We start from the raw sequence: 25,149 nt of genomic DNA, 5'->3' as shown, positions 1-25,149 counted from the left end.
ATCGCGAGGACATCCATGCGGAACCTAGGGTACCGTCTCGGCCGATCGCTGGCCCCAATCATTGTCGCCGTCTGCGTCGTCGTCACGGTGCCGTTTGCGCTCGGAGCGGAGTCGACCGCGCCCCCGGACGAGACTTTCCCCGCCGAGCAGATCGAGCAGCTCGTCGCGCCCATCGCGCTTTACCCCGATGCCCTGATCGCCCAAATCCTTATGGCCAGCACCTATCCGCTGGACGTGGTGCAGGCGAAGCGTTGGCTCGATGACCAGGACGATCTCGAGAACGAGGCCCTCGATCAGGCGGTCGAGGACCAGCCATGGGACGACAGCGTCAAAGCGCTGGTCTTCTTCCCCAGCGTGCTCGAGTTCATGAGCGACAACCTCGACTGGACCCAAGACTTGGGCGATGCGGTACTGGCCCAGCAGGGCGAGGTGACCGATACCATCCAACGCTTGCGGGGCGAGGCCGACGAGGCAGGTGCGCTCGAAGACAACGCGCAGCAGCGTGTCGAGAAGGCCGGCGACACCATCATCATCCAGCCCGCGGAACCGGAGGTGGTCTACGTGCCCACCTACGATCCGGTGAAGGTCTACGGGGAGAGCAGCCCCCCGGCGCAGTCGTATTACCCGGACGCCTACGCCGATGCGACCGCCAGCTACGAGTCCGGTTTCGCGGCGGGTCAGGCCGCGGAGGCCTCTTCGTCGAGCACGGCCGATACCGGCACAGGGAGCTTGGTCAATTTCGGCCTGGGTGCCGTCGCCGGCGGTCTCCTCACCGCCGCGATCATGTGGGACGACGATGACGACTGGAACGACCGGCTCTACTACGGTGGTCCAGGCTATTACGGTGCTCCGAGCTACTGGGGCCGGCCGGCCTACTGGAACAACAACGGCTGGCGCGAGCCGGCCAACATTAACATTGACCGGACTCGCAACATCGATATCGACCGCAACGTCGAGCGCGGCGACATCAACGTCAACCGCGGCATTGTCGGCAACGAGGTCAAAAAGTGGGAGCACAACCCCGAGCGGCGCGGCGGCGTGCGTTACCGGGATTCCTCCACCGAGAAGCGGTTTGCCGCCAAACGTACCGAGGGCCCCGTGAGTCGGGACCAGGCACGCGGACACGTGAAGGGCGCAGAGCGCCCGCTTAAGGCCCCCGGTCTCGATCAAGTCAAGCGCGACGCGGCGGCGAGCGGCAAGGTGGCAGAGCTCAAGGATAAACGCCCGGCCGCGAGCGAGGCGCGTGCCAAGGTGCAGGCCAAGGCCCCGGCGGTCAAGGCGAAGGCGCCGGCGGCCAAGGTCAAGACCAAACCCAAGGTCCAGGCGGCGGCCGCCAAGAAGCGCCCCGTCAACCGCGACGTCAAGCGTCCGGCGGTCGCGCAGGCGAAGCGCCCGGCCCAAGTTGCGTCCAAACCCTTGGCAAAGCGTCCCGCGACAGGGGGTTCCAAACCCAAGGCGAGCGCCTTCAAGGCCGGCAAACCGGCCGCGGCGCGTGCGGCCAGCAACCGCGGCGGGGCCAGTCGGGCCAAGGCAGCCAACCGAGGCGGCGGTGCCCGGTCCGGCGGGATCAAAAGGCGCTGACGGCGGTGCGCCTGATTGCGCCGGGACCTTTGTTGTCATGCATGCCGGCGAGATACGAGCGAACCCCTCGATCAGCGTATCTTGCCTCTCGATGCGGAACGGAGATTATGAAGAAGATCACTTTGCTGCTGGCCGTCTTGATCGCCCCATTGCCGTGTGTCGCCGTCTCGGCCGCCGAGGATGCCCCGCCCCCGGCGGAGGTGTCGGACGCCGAGGTGCCTGTCCAACCCCCGATGCATTTCGAGACTCCGGACGCCGCCGTGATGGCCTTGATCGACGCGTCCGAAGCAGAGGGTCGGGATGCCCTCTACGCGGTGCTCGGCTCCGACCTCGACGAACTGGTGTCGGGCGACCCGGTCGCGGATGCCGCCGATCGCCGGAGCTTCGTGGAATTGGCGCGCGAGGAGGCGGATCTGGAAGACGAGACGGAGGACAGCGCCATCCTCTCGATCGGCCCGAACGACTGGCCGTTCCCGATCCCCTTGGCCAAGGACGACGAAGGCTGGTATTTCGACACCCGGGCGGGTGTGGAGGAGTTGCTTGACCGCCGCGTCGGACTCAACGAGCTGCACGCCGTCGCGACCGCCCGTGCCTTCGTCGATGCGCAGCGCGAGTATGCCGCCGCCGACCCGAACGGCGACGGCATCGGCGTCTACGCATCGCGTTTGTGGAGCACCGACGGCAAACGGGACGGACTCTATTGGCCTACGCGCGAGGGCGAGCCCGATAGTCCCATGGGTCCGCTGGTGGGCGAGGCGGTCGACGAGGGCTACCGGACCGGCGAGGCAGGGCAGCGGCCGCGTCCCTATCACGGCTACTACTTTAGGATCCTGACGGCCCAAGGACCCGCTGCGCCCGGAGGTGCGCGGAGCTATCTCGAGGACGGACGCCTCGTCGGAGGATTCGGTCTGGTCGCTTGGCCGACGAGCTACGGAAACTCCGGCATCATGAGCTTTCAGGTCAACCAACGGGGCATCGTCTACGAGGGGGACTTGGGGGACGACACCGGAGGCGTCGCCGCGTCGATCGATGCCTATGATCCGGGCGACGGGTGGGAGCCCGTGGTGGACTGATCGAGAGGGCCGTTCGGTCGGCGGCAGGCCGCGGGCAAGCGACGGCAAGTGTTTTGCGTGGACTGTTGCCATCAACCGCCACTCTGCCCCATGGTAGGCCTTTCGGCGGTCCGGGAGCCGTGGTCTCAGTGGAGCCTTGATGGATGATTGACACGATCAGTTGGTTGGCCATCGCCTTCGGGGCCGGTCTCGCGGCACGGCAGATGGGTTTGCCGCCGCTCGTGGGTTATCTGGTGGCCGGCTTCGGACTGCACGCTTTCGGTGCGGAGTCGACCCCGATGGTCAACACCCTGTCCGATCTGGGTGTGACCCTTCTGCTCTTCACCATCGGTCTGAAGTTGAAGTTGAAGAGCCTGGCCGAGCCTCAGGTCTGGGGCGTCGCCGCAATCCACATGATTGCCTTCGTCGGCCTGGTCGTCCCCGTTTTACTGTCCTTGGGCGCGCTCGGCTTGCCCCATCTGGACGCGGTCGGACACCGCGAGGCCATCGTCCTGGCCTTTGCGCTGAGCTTCTCGAGCACCGTGTTCGCGGTCAAGGTGCTCGAGGAGAAGGGCGAGATGGGCTCGCTCTACGGCACCATCGCGATCGGGATTCTGATCGTGCAGGACCTGGCCGCGGTGCTCTTCTTGGCCTTCTCGATGGGCAAGGTGCCGACGCTCTGGTCCTTGCTGCTCCTGGCCTTTATCCCCTTGCGCGGTGTCATTGGCCGGGTGCTGGAGCGCGCCGGACATGGCGAGCTTCTGCTCCTGTTCGGGATCACCTTCGGCCTTGGCGGTGCCCAGCTCTTCGAGCTGCTGCATATCAAGGGTGATCTGGGGGCCCTGCTGCTCGGGGTGCTGATCGCGCCCCATGCCAAGTCGGGCGAGTTGGCGAAGACACTCCTCGGGCTCAAGGATCTCTTCCTGGTCGGGTTCTTCCTGAGCATCGGCTTGACCGCGGCGCCGAGTATGGACATGGCGCCTGTGGTGATGGTGCTGCTGTTGGTTCTGATCGCGAAGGGTTTTTTGTTCGAGCAGCTCCTGTTGGCCTTTCGGCTGCGTGCCCGCACCGCCTTGCTCGGGAGCCTGTCGCTTGCGAGCTACAGCGAGTTCGGTCTGATCGTTGCCGCCATCGCCGAGGAGTCCGGCTGGCTGTCGTCGGACTGGCTCGCGATCATCGCCATCACCGTCGGCTTGTCCTTGGTGATCGCCTCCTGGCTCAACGCGCGTTCTCACGACCTCTACGAGTTGTTCAGCGACCGGCTGCGACGCCAAGAGCGTAGGGTCCGTCTCCAGGTCGAGCGCGAGATCGATCCCGCGGACGCCAACGCCATGATCATCGGGATGGGGCGCGTCGGCACCGGCGCCTACGACACGCTGACGATGGACAAGGGACTCAAGCCGGTCGGTATCGATGCGGACCCGGACGCGGTGGCGAAGCATGCAGCAAAGGGACGCAATGTCGTCCAGGGCAGCGCCACGGATGCCGACTTCTGGCACCGTCTGCATCTGGACGACGGTCACATCAAGCTGGTGCTGCTCGCGATGCCGCAGGTGTCGGAAAACGTCTTTGCCGCCGAGCACCTGATCAAGGAAGGCTTCGCGGGCACCATCGGTGCCATCGCGAAGTTTCCCGATGACGAGGCGATCCTGCGCGCAGCCGGCGTCAGCCAGGTCTTCAACCTGTATGCCGAGGCCGGTGCCGGTTTCGCCCAGCACGTCTGTACCGGACGCGGACGCGAGGTCGAGGAGCGAATCTCCCGAATGCCGGGCGTGGATGACGCGAGATGAGATCACTTCACGCAAAGCGGAGGATTCGGATGCGGTAGCGGCGCAACCGCGCCCGGTGCGATATGCGTTGTTTGTTGGAGTGGAATGGCCGCGCCGGCTCCGACGACTTTTGGAGTCGGCGCGGTGTAACCTATCAAAAACATTAAATTCTAAACCGCGTGTCGCTGGGATCGAGGATATCTCCGAAACCAAACGCACAATGAAAACGGCGCACGTCGCCCCGGACGCGGTTTAGGCGCTCATCGCCAGCGGAGGGCCGTCCAGGGCATCGACGAGATGTGGGATTTGCGACAAGGCCGGTGCGCCGTCCATGAGCAGGGCGATCGGCATGACCTCGAAGATCTCCTCGGGCGGCGCACCGAAATCGAGCGCGGCACGTGCGTGCAGGTGGATATGATCGCGGCGCTGCTCCACGAGCGCGATGCCCAGCGCGATCAGCTCCCGGACATGATGCTGGATCGGTCCGCGCCCGAGGACGTATTCACGCCAGGAATCCTCCCAGGAGTCCCACATCTCGCCGCCTTCACGCGGGCTCGCCTTGAGAAAGAGAGCGATCTTGCGGACCTGCGTGAGCTCGCCGGGCATGACGTGCAGCCGGATAGCCTCCTTCGTGTGGATGTCGATGCAGCGTCTGCACTGCTTCGTTAGGGCCATGCCCAAGGTGATCAGCTCTTTGTTTTTCCGATCGATGATGCCCTTGCGCGTACTGACCTGAGACATCTCGCTGATGATCTCGAGGAACTCCTCGAGACCGTACTCGCGGGCGCGGGTCAGGGACTGCTTGAAGGTGTCGATACTGCTCATATGCGTTGCTGCCGATGGGTGCGTGAAAAGATCGATGTGACCATGGGGTCTATTAGGTCCATTAGAAGTTTAGCAACTATTGTACCGTAGAATGTTGCAGTGCAGCAGGCGTCGGGCATCCGAGGCGAGGTTTTTTCTAACCGACGGGTTCAGGCGATCGGATCCTGTTCACACGATCGGCCGGAAGCGGTGCCGCCGATTGTCGCGAAGCGGCAACATCCCGGGATCGACGACTTGCAGTCGTCCTCTTCCGCCGGCCCTTCGAGGCGGGGGTCGGGAGGCGGGGGTAGGGTGGACGAGCGAGAGCGAAGTCCACCGAGTCCGACGTCGGCGCTGGTGGACTGCGTTGCGCTTGTCCACCCTACGGTTTTTCCTCCGAGGGTTGTTTACTCTAAGACTCCGATCGGCGATGTGACCGGCGATCGCAATCTCGCTTGCGCGATCCTGGTGACGGGCCCATATTGAGACTATGTGCCGCGCTCATCCCGCCACCGTCGTCCTGATCCTCTTCTGCGTCTTGGCATTCCAGACGCAGACCTGGTCGCGTGTCGCGCTGCCCTGCGAGCACATCGCCGATCTCGGCGGTAGCTGTCCCATGCACGGCACATCCCTCTCGCAAGGCGATCCGCAAGCCACGCCCGGAGACGGCGGCGATTCTCTCTTCGATTGCGCCAAGTGCGCCTTGGCCTATGCCCTCGGTGCCCTGCAGGTCGCGCCCTCTTCTGACCCCGCAAGTCCGCCCCCGTCCTTATCCGCTCCCGAGCTTGGATCGGACGATCACTTCTACCGGTTTTTCCCCGAAGGGCGCATCCGTCCGCCCAGACATCACCTCGCCTGATCTTCCGCCGACCCGGAGTCGAGTCCTCCGTCGACCGCAACCCCCTTGCGGCCGTCTTCCGTTCGATACCCCTCCCGGGCGGCATCCGTCATTTCGACGTCGGAGGCGACGAACATGTCAATTTTCGATCGAGCACAACGATCCCCCGCCCGTATGCAACGGCTCCGGATCGGGTTTCTTGCCGCACTGATCACCGCCGGTCTTTTGGCCGGCTGCGAAGCGGCCCAGCCGCCGACCCCGACCTCCGGCGAGACCGGAGACGAAACGCAGGCCGAGAGCGAACGCCTCGCCGGCGCCTCGGGCGAGTCCGCGATGGAGCACGCGCTCAAGCATCTCGACCCCAAGTACGTGTGCCCCATGCATCCCCAGATCGTCCGGGACGAGCCCGGGAGCTGCCCGATCTGCGGCATGGACCTGGTGAAGAAGATGATGGATCCCATGGTCGGCAAGTATCCGGAGGTCGCGCTGCGTCCGGCGGTGATGCAGAACCTAGGCATGCGCATCGGAACGGTGGAGCGCGGGACACTCTGGAAATACATCCGCACGGTCGGACGGGTGGAGTTCGACGAGACGCGTCTTGCACACATCCATCCGCGTGCCGATGGTTGGATCGAGGATCTGACGTTGCGCGCCGAGGGCGAGCGTGTCGCCAAGGGTCAGGACCTGGCCGAGATCTATGCCCCGGCGATGCTCTCCGCACAGGTGGATTTCCTTCAAGCACTGGAGCCGCAGCCGCGCGGCGTGTCCCAGGTCAAGGCGGACAAGGCCCGCAATCTGCTGCGTCTGCTGGATATCCCGGAGGATGTGATCCGGGAGATCGAGAAGCAACGCGAGCCCCGCAACAGGCTCCCGATCCGCGCACCGATCGAGGGCATCGTCACCGGGCTGAAGGCGCGCCAGGGCATGTATGTCACGCCCGAGACGGAGATGTTCACCATTGCCGATCTCAGCCGGGTTTGGGTCATGGTCGACGTCTTCGAGGCCCAGATCGACTGGCTTGCGCCCGGGCTGACCGCCGAGATCCGAGTTCCGGCGCGCCCCGGAAAGGTCTGGGATGGACGGGTCGACTATCTCTACCCCGAGCTCGATCCCGAAACCCGCACACTGCGCGTACGGTTGGTCTTCGACAACCCGGATCTGGCGCTCAAGCCCAACATGTTTGCCGACGTCATCATCTACGGCGGACCCAAGCGCGACGTGCTCAAGATCCCGGCCGAGGCCATGATCGTCACCGGCGAGCGCGCGACCGTGGTCAAGGTGGTCGAGGAGGGGCGCTTCCAGCCGATCGACGTCGTCGCGGGGATGGAGCGTGCCGGCGAGGTCGAGATCCTCTCGGGGCTCGAGGAGGGCGATCGGATCGTCCTCTCCGGTCAGTTCCTCATCGACTCCGAATCCAGCCTGCAGGCGAGCTTCATGCGCTTCCCGACCGGTGACGCCTCGGGGACGGACGGCTCCGAGATGCCCGGAGGCGCACATGCGAACCACTAGCCTTCGCTTTCGTTTCGATCGCCCGAAGGCCGCCGTCGGGAGGACGTCGCGATGAAACAGGTTATCCTCTGGTCGCTTCGCAATCGTCTCCTCGTACTGCTCTCGGCCGTGCTCCTCACGGCATGGGGCATTGCGGCCCTGAAGCAGACCCCGTTGGACGCCATCCCGGATCTCTCGGATGTGCAGGTGATCGTGCGCACGACCTTCCCGGGGCAATCGCCGCAGGTGGTCGAGGAGCAGGTCACCTATCCCATCACGACGACCATGCTTGCCGTGCCGGGGGCTCGGGTCGTGCGCGGTTACAGCTTCTTCGGGGACAGCTTCGTCTACATCCTCTTCGAGGACGGCACGGACCTCTATTGGGCGCGCTCGCGTGTCCTGGAATATCTCAATCAGGCCGCGGCCTCGCTGCCGGAGGGTGTGCAGCCGAGGCTCGGACCGGACGCGACCGGGGTGGGCTGGGTCTTCAGTTATGCGCTGGTCGATCGCAGCGGCCGGCACGACCTCTCTCAACTGCGCAGCCTGCAGGACTGGTTCCTCAAGTTCGAGCTGCAGAGCGTGCCCGGCGTGGCCGAGGTCGCGACCGTCGGCGGCATGGTGCGCGAGTATCAGATCGTGGTGGATCCGGAGAAGCTGCGCGCCTTCGGGATCCCGCTCTCGCGTGTCTCCGATGCGGTGCGCGATGCCAATCAGGAGGCCGGCGGCTCGGTGATCGAGCGCGGCGAGGCGGAGTACATGATCCGCACCCGCGGCTATCTCACCGGCGTGGAGGATATCGAGACCATCCCGGTCGATGTGACCGAGGCCGGAACCCCGGTGCTGCTGCGCGACCTGGCGCGGGTGCAGATCGGGCCCGAGATGCGCCGAGCGGTCGCGGATCTGGACGGGGAGGGTGAGATCACCGGCGGCATCATCGTGATGCGTTATGGCGAGAATGCGCTCGCCACCATCGCCGCCGTCAAGACGAAGCTCGACGACCTCCGGGCCGGGCTACCCGAGGGCGTGGAGATCCTCGTGACCTACGATCGCTCCGAGCTGATCCTCGCCGCGGTGGACAACCTCAAGAGCAAGCTGATCGAGGAGCTCATCGTCGTCGCCTTGGTCTGTCTGGTCTTTCTGTTCCACCTGCGCTCGGCCTTCGTGGCCATCGTCTCGCTGCCGCTGGGCATTCTGATCGCCTTCATCATCATGAATGCGCAGGGCATCAACGCCAACATCATGTCGCTCGGCGGTATCGCCATCGCGATCGGCACCATGGTGGATGCGGCCATCGTCATGATCGAGAACGCCCACAAGCACCTGGAGCGAGCCGGGCCGAATCTGAGCCTCGAGCGGCATTGGGAGGTGATCGGCGAGGCCGCGACCGAGGTGGGTCCGGCGCTCTTCTTCTCGCTCCTGATCGTGACCGTGAGCTTCCTGCCGGTCTTTGCGCTCGAGTCTCAGGAGGGCCGTCTCTTCTCGCCCCTGGCCTTCACCAAGACCTACGCCATGGCCGCCGCCGCGGGGCTCGCCGTGACCTTGGTTCCGGTGCTCATGGGGTATCTGATCCGCGGACGGATTCCGCGCGAGGATGCCAATCCGCTGAACCGGTTTCTGATCCGGGCCTACCGGCCGTTGTTGAACGGCGTGCTGCGCAGTCCTTACCTCGTCGTCAGCCTGTCTGTCCTGATCCTCTTCAGCACCTTGATCCCGCTGGCCGGCGTGGGCGGTCTGCTGGCGCCCTTGAAATGGCCGCTCCAGGCGGTCGGTCTCGTCGTCGAGCAAGGACCCCATCGGGATGCGGAGGCGCGCATCGAGGGCTGGCAAGCGGACCTTGCGAGCGCCTGGCAAGCGACCTTCAGCGGCGTGCCGGTCCTGGGCGAGTGGCATCTGGGGCTCGGATCGGAGTTCATGCCCGAGCTCGACGAGGGCGATCTGATGTACATGCCGACGACCCTGCCCGGGATCTCGATCGGCAAGGCCGGCGAGCTGTTGCGGCAAACCGATCGGCTGATCGCGAGTCTTCCCGAGGTCGAGCGTGTCTTCGGGAAGGTCGGCCGGGCCGAGACCGCGACCGATCCGGCCCCGCTGACCATGATCGAGACCCTGATCCAGTTCAAGCCGCGCGAGGAGTGGCGCGAGGGGATGACCCTGGATGGACTGATCGCCGAGCTCGACGCGCTGGTCGACATTCCGGGCCTCGCCAATGCCTGGGTGATGCCCATCAAGACGCGCATCGACATGTTGGCCACCGGCATCAAGACCCCGCTCGGCGTGAAGATCTCGGGTCCGGATCTGGCCGAGATCGAGCGTATCGGGGGCGAGGTCGAGCAGGCCCTGATGCAGATCGAGGGGACCGCCTCGGCCTATTCGGAGCGCGCAGCCCAAGGGCGTTACATCGAGATCCGACCGGATCGGGTGGCGGCCGCGCGCGTCGGTCTGAACATCGGCGACATCAACCGGATCGTCGCTGCCGGCTTGGGCGGCGCGACCGTGACCCGGACGGTGGAGGGGCTGGAGCGCTATCCGGTGAGCGTGCGTTTCCCGCGCGAGCAGCGCGACGATCTGCAGAAGCTGCGCGAGCTGCCCATCGTCACACCGACCGGTGCTCAGATCCCGCTCGGGCAGATCGCCGAGGTGGTCGTCGTGGACGGGGCGGACATGCTGCGCAGCGAGAATGCGCGTCTCAACGGCTGGGTCTTCGTGGATATCCGCGGGCGCGATCTCGGGCGCTATATCGCCGATGCACAAGCCGTGGTGCGCGATCGGGTCGCGCTGCCGCCCGGCTACTCGATCGCCTGGTCCGGCCAGTACGAGTACATGCTGCGCGCGCAAGCCAAGCTCACGCAGGTGGTGCCGGTCGCCCTGGCACTTATCTTTCTGCTGCTGTATCTCACCTTCCGCTCGACCGCCGAGGCCCTGCTGGTGATGCTCTCGCTGCCTTTTGCGCTGGTCGGCGGCTTCTGGCTGATCTATCTGCTCGGCTACAACCTGTCGGTGGCGGTTGCCGTCGGGTTTATCGCGCTGGCCGGGGTCGCTGCCGAGTTCGGCGTCATCATGTTGGTGTATCTCGACAATGCGGTGAAGCAATGGCGCGAGGAGGGCCGGCTCCGGGACGAAGCCGACCTGCTCGACGCGATCATCGAAGGCGCGGTCATGCGGATTCGGCCCAAGGCGATGACCGTCGCGACCATCTTCGCCGGTCTGCTGCCGATCATCCTGGGTACCGGTGTGGGTTCCGAGGTGATGCGACGCATCGCGGCACCCATGGTCGGCGGCATGATCACCGCACCCTTGCTGAGTCTCTTCGTCATCCCGGCCCTCTTCCTCATCCGACACCGACAGGCGTTTCGATCCTCATAAACCGCGTCCGGAGCGAGATGCTCACTTTCGGGAAGGCTCGACGTTTGATGCATCCATGGCCCTTAGCGGGGACGCGGTTTAATTATTTATATTTTTAATAATTTAAACCGCGCCGACTCCGGCGGTCGTCAAGTCTGCCGGGGCCGATCCCATCCAAAAATATCGCATACTGCGATGGCGCGGTTTAACATACAAATGTATGCTATAACGCGTTCATGGGATTCCCCGGCCGAGCGAGGGTGATGTGATGGGGCGAACACCGACCGGACAGACGCGCGAGCAGGTGTTCCAGCTCATGCGCGAACGGCTCCTGGCCGGCCAACCGCCGACCGTTCGGGAAGTTCAGGAGGCGTTCGGTTTTCGCTCCGTGCAGACCGCGCGCGCGCATCTCGAGGCGCTGGTGTCCGAAGGGCGCCTCGAGAAGCAGTCGGGTCGGGCACGGGGCTATCGGCTTGCGGACGCAGCGGTGCTCCTCTCCGGCGCAGACCGGATCGCGCCGCCGCGCTTGGTCCCCTTACTCGGGCGCGTCGCGGCCGGCGCCTTCGGGTTGGCGGTCGAGGACCTCGAAGGCTATCTCCCGGTGCAGTCGGACCGCGTCGGCGCGAACGAGGAGCTGTTCGGTCTGCGTGTGCGCGGCGAGAGCATGCGCGACGCCGGCATCCTGCCCGGCGACATCGTCATCGTGTGGCGTCTGCCCAGTGTCGAAGACGGCGCGATCGTCGTTGCCCTGGTGGGCGAGGAGGCGACGATCAAGCGTCTGCGGCGGCGCGGCGACCGGATCGAGCTGCATCCGGCAAACCCCGATTACGAGGTCATGACGCCGGATCCGGATGCGCTCCAGGTGCTGGGGCGGGTGATCGAGGTGCGGCGTTATCTCGATTGAGAGAGGGGGCTTTCAGCCGCCGGCCACCAGCCTCCAGCCTCCAGCTATCAGCCATCAGCTAACAGCTAACGTCAAACGATCGGAGCATCTCGATGAAGGCGGCCTTTTCGGATCTTCAACGCGGGCTCAAGCCGAGCCGGGCGCCCGTCTCATGGGGGCTGGCTGCCTTTCGCGGTCGCTTTGCCGAGATCTCGGGCGGGGAGGCGACTGCGGCGCTGACGCTGGCCATGGGGCTGGTGGCCGAGGCTCAGCAGTGCGACGAGCCCGTGGTCTGGGTGACGGGGCGCGACAGCGGCTTTTATCCGCCGGATGTCGCGGCGGTCGGGATCGATCTGAGTGCCTTGGCGGTCGTGTGGGCACAGGGTGCGCTCGAGGCCGCGCGGGCGGCCGACCTGCTGTTGCGCTCGGGTGCCTTCGGTCTTGTCGTGCTCGATCTGGGCACCGACGACGACCTCCCGCTGGCCGCGCAGACACGCCTCGCCGCGCTCGCGAAGAAGCACGAGACGGCGCTCCTGTGTCTGACGCGCAAGGGGCGGGAGCGTCCGTCGCTGGGCTCGCTGATCTCGTTGCGCGCCGATGCGACGCGCACCGGTCGTGCGCCGCCGCTGTTCCGCTGCGAGACGCTCGTCCTCAAGGACAAGCGCCAGGGACCGGGCCGGACCTACGCGGAGCTCTGTCATGGACCGGATGGCCTGTCTTGATCTGCCGGCCTTCCCGCTTCAACTCCTGCTGCGGCAGCATCCCGAGTGGCGGGGGCATCCGGTCGCCGTCGTCGACAGCGATCAGCCGCGGGGCATCGTCTTGTGGGTCAATGCGTCCGCGCGTGCCGCACGCATCCTCTCGGGCATGTCCTTTGCTGCGGCCCTGTCGCTGAGCGGGGATCTGCGCGCCGCCCCGGTGCCCAAGGCGCAGATCGATCGGGCTGTCCTCGCCGTCTCCCGCCGGCTGCGCGAGCAAAGCCCGCATGTCGAGCCATCCGCGGAAGAGCCCGGTGTCTTCTGGCTCGATGCGTCCGGGCTCGAGCCGCTCTACGGGTCGCTCGACGCCTGGGCCGCGGGGATCGAGACGGGACTCTCGGCGATGGGTTTGAGCGCCGTCGTGGTCGTCGGCTTTCGCCGCTTCGCGACCTATGCGCTCGCCAGATCCGGACAAGGCGTGCGTGTCCTGCACGATGCGGCCGAGGAGCAGGCTGCTCTGCAGGAGGTGCCCCTGGAGCGGTTGGCGATCGCGCCCGGCACACGAGACGCGCTCGCCAAGCTCGGCGTGCACAGCCTCGGTGCCTTTCTCCGGTTGCCGTCCGAGGGCATCCGTCGGCGCTACGGGAAGGCCGCCTTCGATCTGCACCGGATGGCCTCGGGCGAGCTGAATCTCCCGCTGCAGCCCGAGCACCCGGTCGAGCCGGTGACGACTCGACTGATCCTCGATCGGCCCGAGACCGATGTCGAGCGCCTGATGGCTCTGATCGAGACGCGGCTGCCGCCGCTTCTGGAGGAGCTTGCCGGGCGCGGTCAGGTCCTCGAAGAGCTGCGGCTGCTGTTTCGCTTCGAGCGTCTGGGCGAGCACAAGGAGCGCATCCGCCCGGCTGCCCCAACCCTGGATGCCCGACAGATCCTGGAGCTGATCCGTCTGCGTCTGTCGGCGGCACGCCTGCCGGACGGTGTCGAGGAGCTGCATCTGCTCGTCCGTGCCGTCAACCCCGAGCAGCGCCAGCTCGAGCTGCTCGCCGTCCGGCCGCGCCGCGACCTGGAGGCGGCCAATCGTGCCTTGGCGCGCGTGCGGGCAGCATTCGGCGAGCAGTCGGTGGTGCGGGCGCGGCTGAGCTCGGGTCATCTGCCCGAGAACAGCTTCGCGTGGGAGCCCTTGTCCCGACTGGAGCCGGCGCATCCGCGCACGCGTCTGCAGCGCCGTCTGGTGCGTCGTCTCTACAGGCGTCCGATCCCCTTGCCGCCGCGCCCACGCCATGAGCCGGACGGCTGGATGCTCCACGGCTTGGAGCAGGGACCGGTGGTGCGGGTCTGGGGCCCCTATGTGGTCGCCGGCGGCTGGTGGGTACGTGCATTGCACCGGGAGTATCACTTTGCCGAAACCCGTAAAGGCGAGCTCTTGTGGGTCTTCTACGATCGGGTGCGTCGCGGCTGGTTCGTGCATGGTCAGGTGGAGTGATCCTGGCGGGACGCTCTCCAGGGGCCGTTCAAGTGCCGGATCTAAACCGCGCCCGGTGCGGTATGCGTCATTTATTGGAATGGATTGGCCGCGCCAGCTCCGACGGCTGTCGGAGCTGGCGCGGTTTAAGGTATTAAAAAATATTAAATTCTAAACCGCGTCTCACCGAGATCGAGGACATCTCCAAGGCCAAACGCAAAATGAAAATGACGCAGTGTCGCTCCGGACGCGGTTTAGGATGATCCCGCTCTGGTGCAAGAGCCATTTTTCGTTTCTCGAAGGGGCGAGCCACCCCGAGGAGCTGGTGGAGACCTGCGCCGTTCTCGGGCTCGCCGGTCTGGCCCTGACGGATCGCGACGGGGTTTACGGTCTGGTCGAGGCCCATGTGAAGGCGCGCGAGCTCGGCGTGCCGCTGATCGCCGGGTCCGAGGTCTCGATCGAGGACGGCTCGACCCTGATCCTGCTGGCGCAAAGCCGCGACGGCTACGCCAATCTCTGTCGGCTGCTGACCCTGGGCCGGCGCCGTTGCGCCAAGGGAGAGAGCCGGGTCGGCTGGCGCGAGGTCTACGCCCACGCCGGCGACCTGATCGCGCTCTGGGGCGGGGAGTCCGCACTGCTCTGCGGGGATGCCGATCCCTTCTTCATCGCGCATCAGTTGCGCGAGGCCTTCGACGATCGGCTCTATGCCTTGGCGGCACGTCATCGTCGCGCGGACGAGCCGGGGCGTGAGGCGCTCTTGCGACAGCGTGCCGCGCGTTATCGGCTGCCGATCGTCGCAGGCTACGAGGTGCTCTATCACGCGCCGAGCCGACGCGAGCTGCAGGACGTGCTGACATGCATCCGCCAAGGTATCCGGCTTGCCGAGGCCGGGCGCCGAATCAAGCCCAACGCCGAGCATGCACTCAAGAGCGTCCATGCCTTCGCCAAGCTGTTCGAGGACGACCCGGGCGCCGTCGCCCGTACCCTGGAGATCGCCGAACGCTGCCGCTTCAACCTGGATGCGCTGCGGTATCGCTATCCCTCGGAGCATCTTCCGGACGGCTCGACCTCCTCGCAATGGCTGCGGCGCCTCACCCTCGAGGGCGCGCACGAGCGTTACGGCGCTGTTTTGCCCGAGGCGGTTTCGGCTCAGGTTTCGAAGGAGCTGGCGCTGATCGAGGAGCTGGATTACTGCGGTTACTTCCTGACCATGTGGGAGATCGTCCGGTTCTGCCGCCGCGAGCGGATCCTCTGCCAGGGCCGCGGCTCGGCGGCCAACTCCGCCGTCTGCTACTGCCTGGGTATCACCGCCGTGGATCCGGTGCGCATGGGCTTGCTGTTCGAGCGCTTCCTCTCGCGCGAGCGGGCCGAGCCGCCGGACATCGATCTCGATATCGAGCACGCGCGTCGCGAGGAGGTGATCCAGCACGTCTATGCCAAATACGGCCGGGATCACGCGGCCATGGTCGCCAACATCATCCGGTATCGGGTGCGCTCGGCGGTGCGCGACGTGGGCAAGGTGCTGGGTGTCTCCGAGACCTCGCTCGATCGTCTGTCGAAGCTGCTGGCGCACGCGGGCGACGCGCTCTCGGGCGAGGTGCTGCGTCAGTCCGGTCTGGATCCCGAGCAGCCGGTGCATCGGCACCTGATCCGGCTCGCGACCGAGATCCTGGATGTGCCCCGCCACCTCTCGATCCACCCGGGCGGGTTCCTGCTCGGACACGAGCCGGTCTCGACCCTTGTCCCGATCGAGAACGCCGCGATGCCCGACCGGACGGTGATCCAATGGGACAAGGACAGTCTCGAAGCACTGGGGTTGTTCAAGGTCGACCTCCTGGCCCTCGGTGCGCTGCATCAGCTGCATCTCGGCTTCGATCTGATGCGCAGCCATTACGGTCGCGACGAGACCATGGCGAGTATCCCCGCCGACGACGCGCCGACCTTCGAGATGATCCGCCGGGCCGACACGCTCGGTGTCTTCCAGATCGAGAGTCGTGCCCAGATGGCGATGCTCCCGCGTCTGCTGCCGCGCACCTATTACGACCTGGTGATCGAGATCAGCCTGGTGCGTCCCGGTCCCATCACGGGCGGCATGGTGCATCCCTATCTGCGCCGTCGCGCCGGCCAAGAGCGCGTGATCTATCCCCATCCGTGTCTGGCACCCGTGCTCGAGAAGACGCTCGGCGTGCCGCTCTTCCAGGAGCAGGTGATTCGCTTGGCCATGGTGGCTGCCGACTACACCCCCGGCGAGGCCGATCAGCTGCGCCGCGACATGGCCGCCTGGCGATGCAGTGGTCGGATCGAACGCCATCATGTGCGATTGGTCCAGCGCATGATCGCCAAGGGTATCGACGCCGCCTTTGCCGAGCAGGTGTTCGAGCAGATCCGCGGCTTCGGCGAGTACGGCTTCCCCGAGAGCCATGCGGCCAGCTTCGCCCTGATCGCCTACGCGACCGCTTGGATGAAGTGCCGGTTCCCCGACGTCTTCGTCTGTGCCTTGCTCAACGCCCAGCCGATGGGGTTCTACTCGGTCGCGACCATCATCGAGGACGCCAAGCGCCACGGCATCGAGGTGCGTCCGATCGATGCGGTGCGGAGCGGGTGGGATTGCACGTTGGAGCCGGGACAAGGCGGGACGGGAGCGGAGGCCGGTAGGGTGGACGAGCGAGAGCGAAGTCCACCGAACCCCGCGCCGGCGTTGGTGGACTGCGCTGCGCTTGTCCACCCTACGGCGCTTGTCCACTCGACCGATCGGGTCGACGGAATGGCCGGGGCGGATACGCGGCGCTACGCCGTGCGCATGGGCGCGCGCTATGTGAAGGGTTTGGCCCGGGCGCAGTGGGAGCGGCTGACGGCGGCGCGGGCGGAGCGCCCTTTCGCGTCCGTCGAGGATCTGGTGCGGCGTACCGGGCTGAATGCCGGCATGCTCTCGCGCCTGGCCGAGTCGGGGGCCTTGAGCGCCTTGGAGCCGCAGCGCCGCTCGGCCCTGTGGCAGGTCGCAGGGGCCGTTCACGAGGAGGATGCACCGCTCGATCCGGGATCCCGAGAGCGTGCCGCGGTCTTCGCCGATCTCGATGCCTTCGAGGCCATCGTCTGGGATCACCGCACCAGCCTGCACAGCACGCTCGGGCATCCCTTGGCGCCCTTGCGCGAGCGCTTGCGAGCGCAGCGTCTACCCGATGCCGCCGAGGTGCGGGCGATGCCGCATGGTCGGCGTACGCGCTACGCCGGTTTGGTGATCTGCCGGCAGCGCCCCGCGACCGCATCGGGGGTGCTCTTCATGACGTTTGAGGACGAGACCGGTTTCGTCAACCTCGTGGTCTGGAATCAGGTGCTCGAACGCTACGCACGCTTGATCAAGACCACGAACCTGCTCGGTGTGACCGGACGGATCCAGCAACAAGATAGCGTGCCCCACCTGATCGCGGACGCCTTTTGGGATCCGCAGTCGCTGCTGCAGGTCCGGCTCGAAGCGACCTACAGCCGGGATTTTCATTGAGGCCGACAGCCCTGCTCGTTGTCGTTGTCGTAATCGTAATCGTAATCGGATTCCGGACGAACACGACAACGACAACGACAACGACAACGACAACGAAAAGTTCTGCGCCGGTTTGCCGAAGACTTGAGGCGTAAGTGGTTTGATGTGCCTCGCACGGCTCGGCACAACCTACGGCCTAGCCGGTGTCGGCGCTGCTACGACCGCCTGCTCCGACGCCTCCCGAGCCGTCCGCCGATCCAGCCGCGATCGGATCGCCACGAAGAAGAGCGGCACGAACAGAACGTTGAGCAAGGTCCCGGCGACGACACCTCCGAGCACACCCGTACCGATCGCGTTCTGCGCCCCCGAGCCCGCACCCGAGCTGATCGCGAGCGGGACCACGCCGAAGCCGAAGGCGAGCGAGGTCATGAGGATCGGCCGCAGCCGCATCCGTGCCGCCTCCAGGGCCGCGGCGACGGCCCCCTTGCCTTGTTCCTGAAGCGTCTTTGCGAATTCCACGATGAGGATGGCGTTCTTCGCCGAGAGTCCGATGGTCGCGAGCAGTCCGACCTGGAAATAGATGTCGGCCGGCAGTCCGCGCCAGGTGACGGCGAGCACGGCACCCAAGACCCCGAGCGGCACCGCCAGGATCACCGCGAAGGGCACCGACCAGCTCTCGTAGAGTGCGGCGAGCGCCAGGAAGACCACCAGTGCCGAGAGTGCATAGAGCAGGGGCGCCTGGGCACCGGCGGCGCGCTCCTCGAACGACAGCCCGGTCCATTCCAGACCGATCCCCGGCGGGAGCTTGGCGACCAACGCCTCGACCGCGTCCATGGCCTCGCCCGAGCTCACCCCGGGCGCGGCCTGACCCATCACCTGCGCGGAGGGCAGCCCGTTGTAGCGCTCCAAGCGGGGCGAGCCATAGACCCAGCTTCCGCTGGCGAAGGCGGAGAAGGGGACCATCTCGCCGTCGGCGTTGCGGGCATGCCAGTCGTCCAGGTCCTCGGGCAACATCCGATAGGGCGCGTCGGCCTGGAGATAGACCTTTTTCACCCGCCCTTCGTGGACGAAGTCGTCGACATAGGCACTGCCCCAGGCCGCGGAGAGCGCGGTGTTGATGTCCGCGAGCGAGAGCCCGAGCGCGCCGGCCTTGGTGCGGTCGATCTCGACCTTGAACTGCGCCTCGTCCTCGCGTCCGTTGGGTCGGACCGCGGCGAGGGCAGGATCGGCGTTCGCCATCCCGAGGAACTGACCGCGCGCGGCCATCAGGGCCTCGTGACCGATCCCGCCGCGGTCCTGAAGCTGGGCGTCCCAGCCCGTTCCGGTGCCGAGCTCGATGACGGCCGGCGGGACGAAGGCGAAGACTTGCGCATCGCGGATCTGCGAGAAGGCCTTCATCGCCCGCCCGGCGACCGCCTTCACCTTCAGGTCCGGCCGTTTGCGCTCGTCCCAGTCCTTCATGCGCACGAACCCGAACGCCATGTTCTGGCCCTGTCCGGCGAAGCTGAAGCCGGCCACGGTGATGAGCTCCTGGACCGCCTCGGACTCGTCTTCGAGGAAGTGGCGCTCGACCTCGCGCAGGACTTCAAGCGTGCGCTCGCGTGTCGCGCCGGCGGGCAGCATCACCTGGGTGATGAGGATGCCCTGGTCCTCGTCCGGCAGGAAGGCGGTCGGCAGGCGCGCATAGGACAGACCCAGGGCGATAACGAGCATGAGATAGACCGCGAGGAATAGCTTGCGTCGTCCCAGAATGCCCTTCACACCCCTCACATAGCCTGTCGTGCCGCGGTTGAAGTTGCGGTTGAACCAGCCGAAGAAGCCGCGTCGCTCGCCCTGATGTCCGGGTTTGAGCAAGGTCGCCGCCAAGGCCGGGCTCAGGGTCAGGGCGACCACCACGGACAGGAGCATGGCCGAGACGATGGTGATGGAGAACTGCCGGTAGATGACCCCGGTCGAGCCGCCGAAGAAGGCCATGGGCACGAACACGGCGGAGAGCACCAGCGCGATGCCGATCAGGGCACCGGTGATCTGATCCATGGAGCGGCGTGTCGCCTCCTTGGGCGGCAGACCCTCCTCGTGCATGACGCGCTCGACGTTCTCGACCACCACGATGGCGTCGTCCACCAGCAGACCGATCGCCAGCACCATCGCGAACAGGGTCAGGGTATTGATCGAATAGCCGAAGGCCGCCAGCACGCCGAAGGTGCCGAGCAGCACGACCGGGACGGCCAGCGTCGGGATCAGGGTCGCACGCAGGTTCTGCAGGAACAGATACATGACCAGGAAGACCAGGATCACCGCCTCGATCAGGGTCTTGATCACCTCGCCGATGGAGATCTTCACGAAGGGCGTCGTGTCGTAAGGAAACACCGCCTCGACCCCGGCCGGGAAGAAGGGGGCAAGCTCGTCGAGCCGTGCGCGGACGGCCGCGGCGGTCTCCAGCGCATTGGCACCGGTCGCCAGACGGATCGCCATGCCGGCGGCCGGGCTGCCCTTGTGGAAGGCGGCGGTGTTGTAGCTCTCGCTGCCCAGCTCGATGCGGGCCACGTCGCGCAGGTAGACCGTGGAGCCGTCGGCCGCGGTGCGCACCCGGACCGCGCCGAAGGCCTCGGGCGTGTTGAGCCGGCTCTGCACGTTCACGGTGGCGTTGAGCCGCTGGCCGGGCTCGGCCGGAACAGCGCCGAGCTGACCGGCCGAGATCTGGGCATTTTCGGCCTTGATGGCGGTTGCGACATCGGTCGGCGTCAGACCGAACTGGTTGAGCCGGTTCGGGTCGAGCCAGATCCGCATCGCATACTGGGCACCGAAAAGGGTGATCTCCCCGACACCGGGCACGCGACTGAGCGGATCCTTGACCAGGCTGGCCATGTAGTCGCTCATATCCGCGCTCTCGAGCCGCCCGTCACGCGAGACGAAGGCGACGACCATCATGAAGTTACGCACCGATTTGGCGACCTGCAGCCCTTGCTGGGTCACCTCGGCCGGCAAGAGCGCCGTGGCCGTCTGCAGCTTGTTCTGGACCTGCATCTGGGCGACGTCGGGATTCGTTCCGTTCTCGAAGGTCAGAGTGACTGTCGCGACACCCGTCGACTCGCTCGTCGAGGACATATACCGCAGCCCGTCGAGCCCGTTCATCTGCTGCTCGATGACCTGGGTCACCGAGTCCTGCAGCGTCTGGGCCGAGGCACCCGGATAGTTGGCGGTGACGGAGATCGCCGGCGGCGCGATGCTCGGATACTGGGCGACCGGCAGCGTCAGGATCGACAGCACCCCGGCCAGCATGATGACGATCGCGATGACCCAGGCGAAGACGGGTCGATCGATGAAGAAACGGGCCATGGGGTTGGAGTCCTTGGTTCGGGAGTGTGGGTTGCCAGCTTCCAGCCTCCAGCCTCCAGCTTTCAGCATCCGGCCTTTAGCTTGCGATGTCGCTTTTGCTTGGTTGTCGCTGGCGTTGCGAGGCTGCTTGGTCGATTGGTGTTCCGCTCGGAACTTTAGGGGACCGATCGGCGCCTCCCCGCTGGCGGCTGGCGGCTGGCGGCTGGCGGCTGGCGGCTGGCGGCTGGCGGCTGGCGGCTGGCGGCTGGCGGCTGGCGGCTCAATCCACCGCCGCAAAGCCCGGCTGACCGCCAAGGTCCATCACCCGTACTTGCGTTCCCGGTCGCGCCTTTTGGCTGCCCTCGACGATGACGCGATCGCCCGGCTCAAGCCCGGCGTCCACCAGCCATCGGTCGCCGATGGTGCGCGTCGTCTCGATCTTGCGCTCCTCCACCGTGCCCTCGTCGTTGACGACCAAGGCGATCGGGTTGCCGCGACGATCGTGCTGGACACCCTGTTGCGGAACCAGGATGGCGTCCGGGCGGATGCCTTCCTCCACCCGGGCGCGGACGAACATCCCCGGCAGAAGCTCTTGCTCGGGGTTCGGGATGGTGGCCCGCAACGTGACCGTGCCGGTCCCCTGGTCGACCGTGACCTCGGAGGATTCCAGGCGTCCCGCATGCGGGTGGACCCTGCCGTCCTCCAAGATAAGCGTCACCTTCGCCTGCTCGCCGTCTGGCGTCTCCAGGCGACCGTCGGCCAAGGCGCGCCGCAGCTTGAGCAGCTGGGTGCTGGATTGGGTGAGGTCGACGTAAATGGGATCGATCTGCTGCACGGTCGCCAGCGCTTCGGCCTGGTTGGCCGTCACCAACGCACCTTGAGTGACGGTCGAACGGCCGATCCGCCCGGCGATCGGTGACTCGACCCGGCTATAGGCGAGGTCGATCTGCGCGCGCTCCAAGGCCGCCTGATCGACGGCGACACTGGCAGCGGCCTCCTTGAGCGCCGCCTGGGTGTCGTCGTTGTCCTCCTGACTGACCGCCTTGGACTTTGCGAGAAGCGCATAGCGATCGGCCTTCAGTCGCGCCCGATCCAAGGTCGCCTGCGAGCGTGCCAGCGCGGCCTCGGCGCTGTCGTAGGCCGACTGGTAGACGGCGGGGTCGATCTGATAGAGCACTTGACCCGCGCTGATCTCGCCGCCTTCCGTAAAGAGTCGATCCTGGATGAGGCCGCTGACGCGCGGTCGCACCTCGGCGATCCGATAAGGTACGGTGCGGCCGGGGAGCTCGGTCGTCAGCGTGGTCGGGCGGGCGACGACCGTGACCGTCCCGACCTCGGGCGGCGGGGGTGCCGCGGGCGCAGCGTTGCCTGCAGGCGTCTGATTGCATCCGGCGAGGAGCAGTGCGATGCCGATCGGCAAGGCGAGGGCGATGCCGATCTGGCGGCGGGCGGATCCCATGAGATACCTCGAAGTGCGGTGTCGACCGTTGACTGATTTAGAGTGAACGTTCATTCTAGTTCGTGACCGAACTTTAGACCGGCGAGTCGACGAGGTCAAGGTGTCAGGCGGCGTGCGCGGTTCGGGTCGTTGCGGCGCCGTCTTCGGCGCCCTCATCAAAGAGCGCCCGTGCAACGGCGCGAACAGGCAGCGGAGGAGTCAGTATGCAGGGGTCGGATCGAGAGCAGGAACCCAACCGCGGCCAGGCGAGGCGTCAACAGATCCTCGACGCCGCGGCCGCCTGTTTCGTGCGCGATGGATTTCACGGGACCAGCATCGCGAAGATCTCGAAGGCGGCCGGGATGAGTCCGGGCCACATCTATCACTTCTTCGAGAGCAAGGAGGCCATCATCGGCGCCTTGGTGCAGCGCAAGTTGGAACGCTCGCTCGAGATGGTTCTGCAATTCGAGAGCGAAGACGACCTCTTTCAGGCGATGATCGACCGAGTCGAGGTCGGCCTGAACGAGAAGACCGACCTGGACACCGCCGCACTGGAGATGGAGATGCTCGCCGAGGCCGCCCGCAATCCGGCCGTCGCCGAGATCGTCCGCGCGGCCGACGCCGCCAAGCGCGAGCGCCTTTGCGCCCTGCATCGCGCCGCCCGGCAAGCCCGCGGGATGGAGCTCGGCGATGCCGAAGCCTCGATCGAGGTCATCATGGCCCTCTTCGACGGCCTCTCGGGACGCGCCATCAGCCACCCCGATCTCGACAAGGCGGCGCTGCTGCCGCTGCTGAGGGCCGCCTTGCGCGCGCTCCTTTGAGCCTACGTCCGCCCGTCGACACCCGTCCGACGAGCGATTGGCGCCGGGCCGCATGGCAGCTATTATTGAACGAACTTCTCCGGAACTGCTTATTGGATGCAGGGCGAACTCGGATGAATAAAACCTTTCTATACAGGCTGCTCGGCTTTGGGGCTATACCCAAAAAAATTCTCCCGGTTCTTCAGGAAGAGGGGGTTGTCGTCTGTGATGAAGGGATCGGCGGTCGTCTCGTTACAAAGAACGTTAAGGGTCCAGGGAAGCGCTACATTCGTCGCTCGGAGGGTTTTTCCGGTTGCCTTGTGATAACAAAAAAGCGGATCCTTTGTTTCACTTACGCGAAACGCCAGATCAATATTGGCGTAGACGATCCCAGGGTTTCAGCGCTGTATTTCGATGTCCCGGACTCCGGGATACTGTTGGTTTCATTTGAGTCGTCGGTCTTTCGAGACAAATGGGACGGGGTGATTGAATTCAAATTCAAGACAGAAAAGGCTCGGCAGTTTGGCGATGCCCTGAAGTGTATCGGCGCCCGACAAGGCACTGCAGCGGAGGCGAAAAGCCGCATTGACGGGCTTTGAATCTAAACCGCGCCCGGCGCGGTATGCGATGTTCTTGGACGGGATCGGCCTCGGCAGACCGATCGCATCGGTCGGGTGAGATCCGCCGGCCCTGCAGTCGTCCGGAATGGATCGCCGGGCGCGCCTTGGATCTCAAAACCTGACCTGTACCCGCCAACTTAGGATGGTCGAGCCCTCGGCGGGGACCTCGAGCCGCCAGGAGGCGAGGTTCGATGCCTCTTTGGCGTGCGGTTGACTCTCCTTCTGCATGGTCCAGTCGCCTGGGATCTGCTCCGTGACCTTGACGGTGACCGGGGTTTCTTTGGCGTTCTTCAGCTCCAGCTCGAAGGCGGTCTCGTAGGCGTAATCGTAGGCGCTGGTTCCGGCGAGCTTCTTGAACTCGGTCTGGCGGCGCCGTGCGGTGACGTCGAAGCTCTCGCCGAGCTTGAGCGTGACGGTCTCGTTCTTCGGGGTATGGTCGATGGCGTCTTCGCCGACGAATTGGGCATTGCCTCGGCTGTCCTTGGCGTAGACGCGCATGATCCCTTTCGGAAGCGGGATGCCGAGGCTGCCGTCCTTGTTCTCGAAGCGCAGGTTCGCGGTGACCGGCAGCTTGATCCATCCGTCCGAGGTGCGGGACTGATAGGCATAGGGCTGACCGCTTACGACGAGCTCGCGTATGACCGGGACTCGCGGTGCGCTCAGCAGCGCAACCTGCTTGGTCTGGTTGTTGAGGATGTCGGTGGTGCGGGGCAGGGTGTAGAGATGGTACTCCGCGAGGCTTTCTTCCTCGGGCATCGCCGCGTCGGCCGACATGACCATGCCGCGTGCCATCATGGGCACGGGCATCTGTTCCTCGACCTGATTGACCTCGCCTGCCACCAACTGTACTTGGGCGTCGCGATAGGCGATGCCGCTCTGGTTGGTCAGGGTGACCCATCCGTTGATGTCCATCTGCGTGCCGTCGGCGGAGAGGTCGGCGACATAGTCCGCCTTCCAGGCGAGCCCTCCGGTCAGGTAGGACAGCTCGAAGAGTCCTTCGCCGCCGGTCGCGGCATTCAGATGCAGAACGAGCGTGGGCTGATCGCGCAGATCCGCCGGCACGTCCGGGAAGGCCAGATGGCCGACGACGGTGGTCTCGATTCGATCGGCATAGCGCAGGACCGGCGCCGGATTCGCGGCGAGGACGATGGCGTCCTCGATCTCCTGCTCTCCGGCGTCGTTGGTGCGGATGACCTGCACGGTGCGCCCGACATATTTCTGGAGCAGGCTCTCCGGGGTGAGCAGATCGAAGTCGAAGTTTTGCTCGAGCAGGTTGACCGAAAGTGCCCCCGAGGTCTCGGCGAGCAGGGCGGTCTCGGGTCGGATCCGTTGGGAGACGTTGCGCCATGCGAGCCGGTTCTCCGCGGAGTTCAGCGTGACACGTCGGCGGTCCTTCACCAGGGCAAGATCGGCGTTGTAGATGGTGACGGCGAGTGCCTCTTGGTCATTGTCGTCGATGCGTTGTTCCTGATCCACGGCGGCTCCGTTTGCGGCGAACATCACAAGACTCACCGCGATGCCGGCGAGTGCGGGGGTGGTCGAGGTTGATCGATGGGGTCTGGATGCAAAGGGTGT

16 protein-coding genes are annotated in these 25,149 nt (G+C 65.7%); 12 read left to right on the top strand and 4 right to left on the bottom strand.

The genetic code is table 11. The features are described from left to right. Positions 1-15: 15 nt before the first annotated feature. The 3 genes from THIMADRAFT_RS24290 to THIMADRAFT_RS01095 all read left to right on the top strand — a co-directional run bounded on the left by THIMADRAFT_RS24290 (position 16) and on the right by THIMADRAFT_RS01095 (position 4,423). Positions 16-1,581: a DUF3300 domain-containing protein gene (locus THIMADRAFT_RS24290; RefSeq protein WP_007191102.1), complete on the top strand. Its 1,566-nt coding sequence runs from the start codon at positions 16-18 to the stop codon at positions 1,579-1,581. A 107-nt stretch (positions 1,582-1,688) separates the two neighbouring features. Further along, the gene (locus THIMADRAFT_RS01100) at positions 1,689-2,654 is read left to right on the top strand and encodes a DUF2950 domain-containing protein (protein ID WP_007191101.1); all 966 of its coding nucleotides are present in this window, start codon (positions 1,689-1,691) and stop codon (positions 2,652-2,654) included. A 143-nt stretch (positions 2,655-2,797) separates the two neighbouring features. Beyond that, positions 2,798-4,423 (top strand): cation:proton antiporter family protein, encoded by a 1,626-nt coding sequence (locus tag THIMADRAFT_RS01095; RefSeq protein ID WP_007191100.1) that lies wholly within the window; start codon positions 2,798-2,800, stop codon positions 4,421-4,423. Between the two features lie 231 nt (positions 4,424-4,654). On the opposite strand, the gene THIMADRAFT_RS01090 is transcribed toward THIMADRAFT_RS01095, so the two are convergent. Continuing rightward, positions 4,655-5,227 (bottom strand): carboxymuconolactone decarboxylase family protein, encoded by a 573-nt coding sequence (locus THIMADRAFT_RS01090; protein WP_007191099.1) that lies wholly within the window; start codon positions 5,225-5,227, stop codon positions 4,655-4,657. 469 nt (positions 5,228-5,696) lie between these two features. Here THIMADRAFT_RS01090 and THIMADRAFT_RS01085 point away from each other — a divergent pair, with 469 nt between their 5' ends. From THIMADRAFT_RS01085 to THIMADRAFT_RS01055, 7 genes are all read left to right on the top strand, one after another. Beyond that, positions 5,697-6,065 (top strand): hypothetical protein, encoded by a 369-nt coding sequence (locus tag THIMADRAFT_RS01085; RefSeq protein WP_007191098.1) that lies wholly within the window; start codon positions 5,697-5,699, stop codon positions 6,063-6,065. A gap of 153 nt (positions 6,066-6,218) precedes the next feature. Then, entirely contained in the window at positions 6,219-7,553 is a 1,335-nt protein-coding gene (locus THIMADRAFT_RS01080; protein WP_139052644.1) for an efflux RND transporter periplasmic adaptor subunit, read from the top strand. A gap of 51 nt (positions 7,554-7,604) precedes the next feature. Further along, positions 7,605-10,895: an efflux RND transporter permease subunit gene (locus THIMADRAFT_RS01075; protein ID WP_007191096.1), complete on the top strand. Its 3,291-nt coding sequence runs from the start codon at positions 7,605-7,607 to the stop codon at positions 10,893-10,895. 247 nt (positions 10,896-11,142) lie between these two features. After that, positions 11,143-11,778 carry a transcriptional repressor LexA gene (gene lexA, locus THIMADRAFT_RS01070; protein ID WP_007191095.1) on the top strand — a complete coding sequence of 212 codons (636 nt, stop codon included), beginning with the start codon at positions 11,143-11,145 and terminating at the stop codon, positions 11,776-11,778. 92 nt (positions 11,779-11,870) lie between these two features. Then, a complete protein-coding gene (locus tag THIMADRAFT_RS01065; protein ID WP_007191094.1) occupies positions 11,871-12,479 on the top strand; it encodes a hypothetical protein in 609 nt (202 codons plus the stop codon). After that, a complete protein-coding gene (locus THIMADRAFT_RS01060; protein ID WP_007191093.1) occupies positions 12,457-13,941 on the top strand; it encodes a DNA polymerase Y family protein in 1,485 nt (494 codons plus the stop codon). The genes THIMADRAFT_RS01065 and THIMADRAFT_RS01060 overlap by 23 nt, the downstream gene beginning before the upstream one ends. A gap of 238 nt (positions 13,942-14,179) precedes the next feature. After that, positions 14,180-17,419: an error-prone DNA polymerase gene (locus THIMADRAFT_RS01055; RefSeq protein ID WP_007191092.1), complete on the top strand. Its 3,240-nt coding sequence runs from the start codon at positions 14,180-14,182 to the stop codon at positions 17,417-17,419. A 168-nt stretch (positions 17,420-17,587) separates the two neighbouring features. Here the strand turns inward: THIMADRAFT_RS01055 and THIMADRAFT_RS01050 are convergent, their stop codons facing one another. Beyond that, complete coding sequence (locus THIMADRAFT_RS01050) at positions 17,588-20,737, bottom strand: efflux RND transporter permease subunit (protein ID WP_007191091.1); 3,150 nt, start codon at positions 20,735-20,737, stop codon at positions 17,588-17,590. Between the two features lie 259 nt (positions 20,738-20,996). Beyond that, the gene (locus THIMADRAFT_RS01045; RefSeq protein ID WP_007191090.1) at positions 20,997-22,175 is read right to left on the bottom strand and encodes an efflux RND transporter periplasmic adaptor subunit; all 1,179 of its coding nucleotides are present in this window, start codon (positions 22,173-22,175) and stop codon (positions 20,997-20,999) included. A 203-nt stretch (positions 22,176-22,378) separates the two neighbouring features. Here THIMADRAFT_RS01045 and THIMADRAFT_RS01040 point away from each other — a divergent pair, with 203 nt between their 5' ends. Then, on the top strand, positions 22,379-22,975 hold the full coding sequence (locus THIMADRAFT_RS01040) for a TetR/AcrR family transcriptional regulator (protein ID WP_007191089.1): 597 nt from the start codon (positions 22,379-22,381) through the stop codon (positions 22,973-22,975). A 113-nt stretch (positions 22,976-23,088) separates the two neighbouring features. Continuing rightward, positions 23,089-23,553: a hypothetical protein gene (locus THIMADRAFT_RS01035; RefSeq protein WP_007191088.1), complete on the top strand. Its 465-nt coding sequence runs from the start codon at positions 23,089-23,091 to the stop codon at positions 23,551-23,553. Between the two features lie 132 nt (positions 23,554-23,685). Here THIMADRAFT_RS01035 and THIMADRAFT_RS01030 read toward each other — a convergent pair whose 3' ends face one another. After that, complete coding sequence (locus tag THIMADRAFT_RS01030) at positions 23,686-25,074, bottom strand: DUF4139 domain-containing protein (protein ID WP_007191087.1); 1,389 nt, start codon at positions 25,072-25,074, stop codon at positions 23,686-23,688. Positions 25,075-25,149: the final 75 nt, after the last annotated feature.

This window comes from Thiocapsa marina 5811 (assembly GCF_000223985.1).
GTDB lineage: Bacteria > Pseudomonadota > Gammaproteobacteria > Chromatiales > Chromatiaceae > Thiocapsa > Thiocapsa marina.
This window is presented reverse-complemented; position numbering and strand designations above follow the sequence as displayed.

Bases quoted from the DNA above. Each gene is read 5' to 3' on its own strand.
- THIMADRAFT_RS01090 (WP_007191099.1), bottom strand. From the start codon at position 5,227: ATGAGCAGTATCGACACCTTCAAGCAGTCCCTGACCCGCGCCCGCGAG.
- THIMADRAFT_RS01035 (WP_007191088.1), top strand. From the start codon at position 23,089: ATGAATAAAACCTTTCTATACAGGCTGCTCGGCTTTGGGGCTATACCC.
- THIMADRAFT_RS01060 (WP_007191093.1), top strand. From the start codon at position 12,457: ATGGACCGGATGGCCTGTCTTGATCTGCCGGCCTTCCCGCTTCAACTC.
- THIMADRAFT_RS01095 (WP_007191100.1), top strand. From the start codon at position 2,798: ATGATTGACACGATCAGTTGGTTGGCCATCGCCTTCGGGGCCGGTCTC.
- THIMADRAFT_RS01045 (WP_007191090.1), bottom strand. From the start codon at position 22,175: ATGGGATCCGCCCGCCGCCAGATCGGCATCGCCCTCGCCTTGCCGATC.
- THIMADRAFT_RS01065 (WP_007191094.1), top strand. From the start codon at position 11,871: ATGAAGGCGGCCTTTTCGGATCTTCAACGCGGGCTCAAGCCGAGCCGG.
- THIMADRAFT_RS01080 (WP_139052644.1), top strand. From the start codon at position 6,219: ATGCAACGGCTCCGGATCGGGTTTCTTGCCGCACTGATCACCGCCGGT.
- THIMADRAFT_RS01040 (WP_007191089.1), top strand. From the start codon at position 22,379: ATGCAGGGGTCGGATCGAGAGCAGGAACCCAACCGCGGCCAGGCGAGG.
- THIMADRAFT_RS01075 (WP_007191096.1), top strand. From the start codon at position 7,605: ATGAAACAGGTTATCCTCTGGTCGCTTCGCAATCGTCTCCTCGTACTG.
- lexA (WP_007191095.1), top strand. From the start codon at position 11,143: ATGGGGCGAACACCGACCGGACAGACGCGCGAGCAGGTGTTCCAGCTC.
- THIMADRAFT_RS01050 (WP_007191091.1), bottom strand. From the start codon at position 20,737: ATGGCCCGTTTCTTCATCGATCGACCCGTCTTCGCCTGGGTCATCGCG.
- THIMADRAFT_RS24290 (WP_007191102.1), top strand. From the start codon at position 16: ATGCGGAACCTAGGGTACCGTCTCGGCCGATCGCTGGCCCCAATCATT.
- THIMADRAFT_RS01100 (WP_007191101.1), top strand. From the start codon at position 1,689: ATGAAGAAGATCACTTTGCTGCTGGCCGTCTTGATCGCCCCATTGCCG.
- THIMADRAFT_RS01030 (WP_007191087.1), bottom strand. From the start codon at position 25,074: ATGTTCGCCGCAAACGGAGCCGCCGTGGATCAGGAACAACGCATCGAC.
- THIMADRAFT_RS01085 (WP_007191098.1), top strand. From the start codon at position 5,697: ATGTGCCGCGCTCATCCCGCCACCGTCGTCCTGATCCTCTTCTGCGTC.
- THIMADRAFT_RS01055 (WP_007191092.1), top strand. From the start codon at position 14,180: ATGATCCCGCTCTGGTGCAAGAGCCATTTTTCGTTTCTCGAAGGGGCG.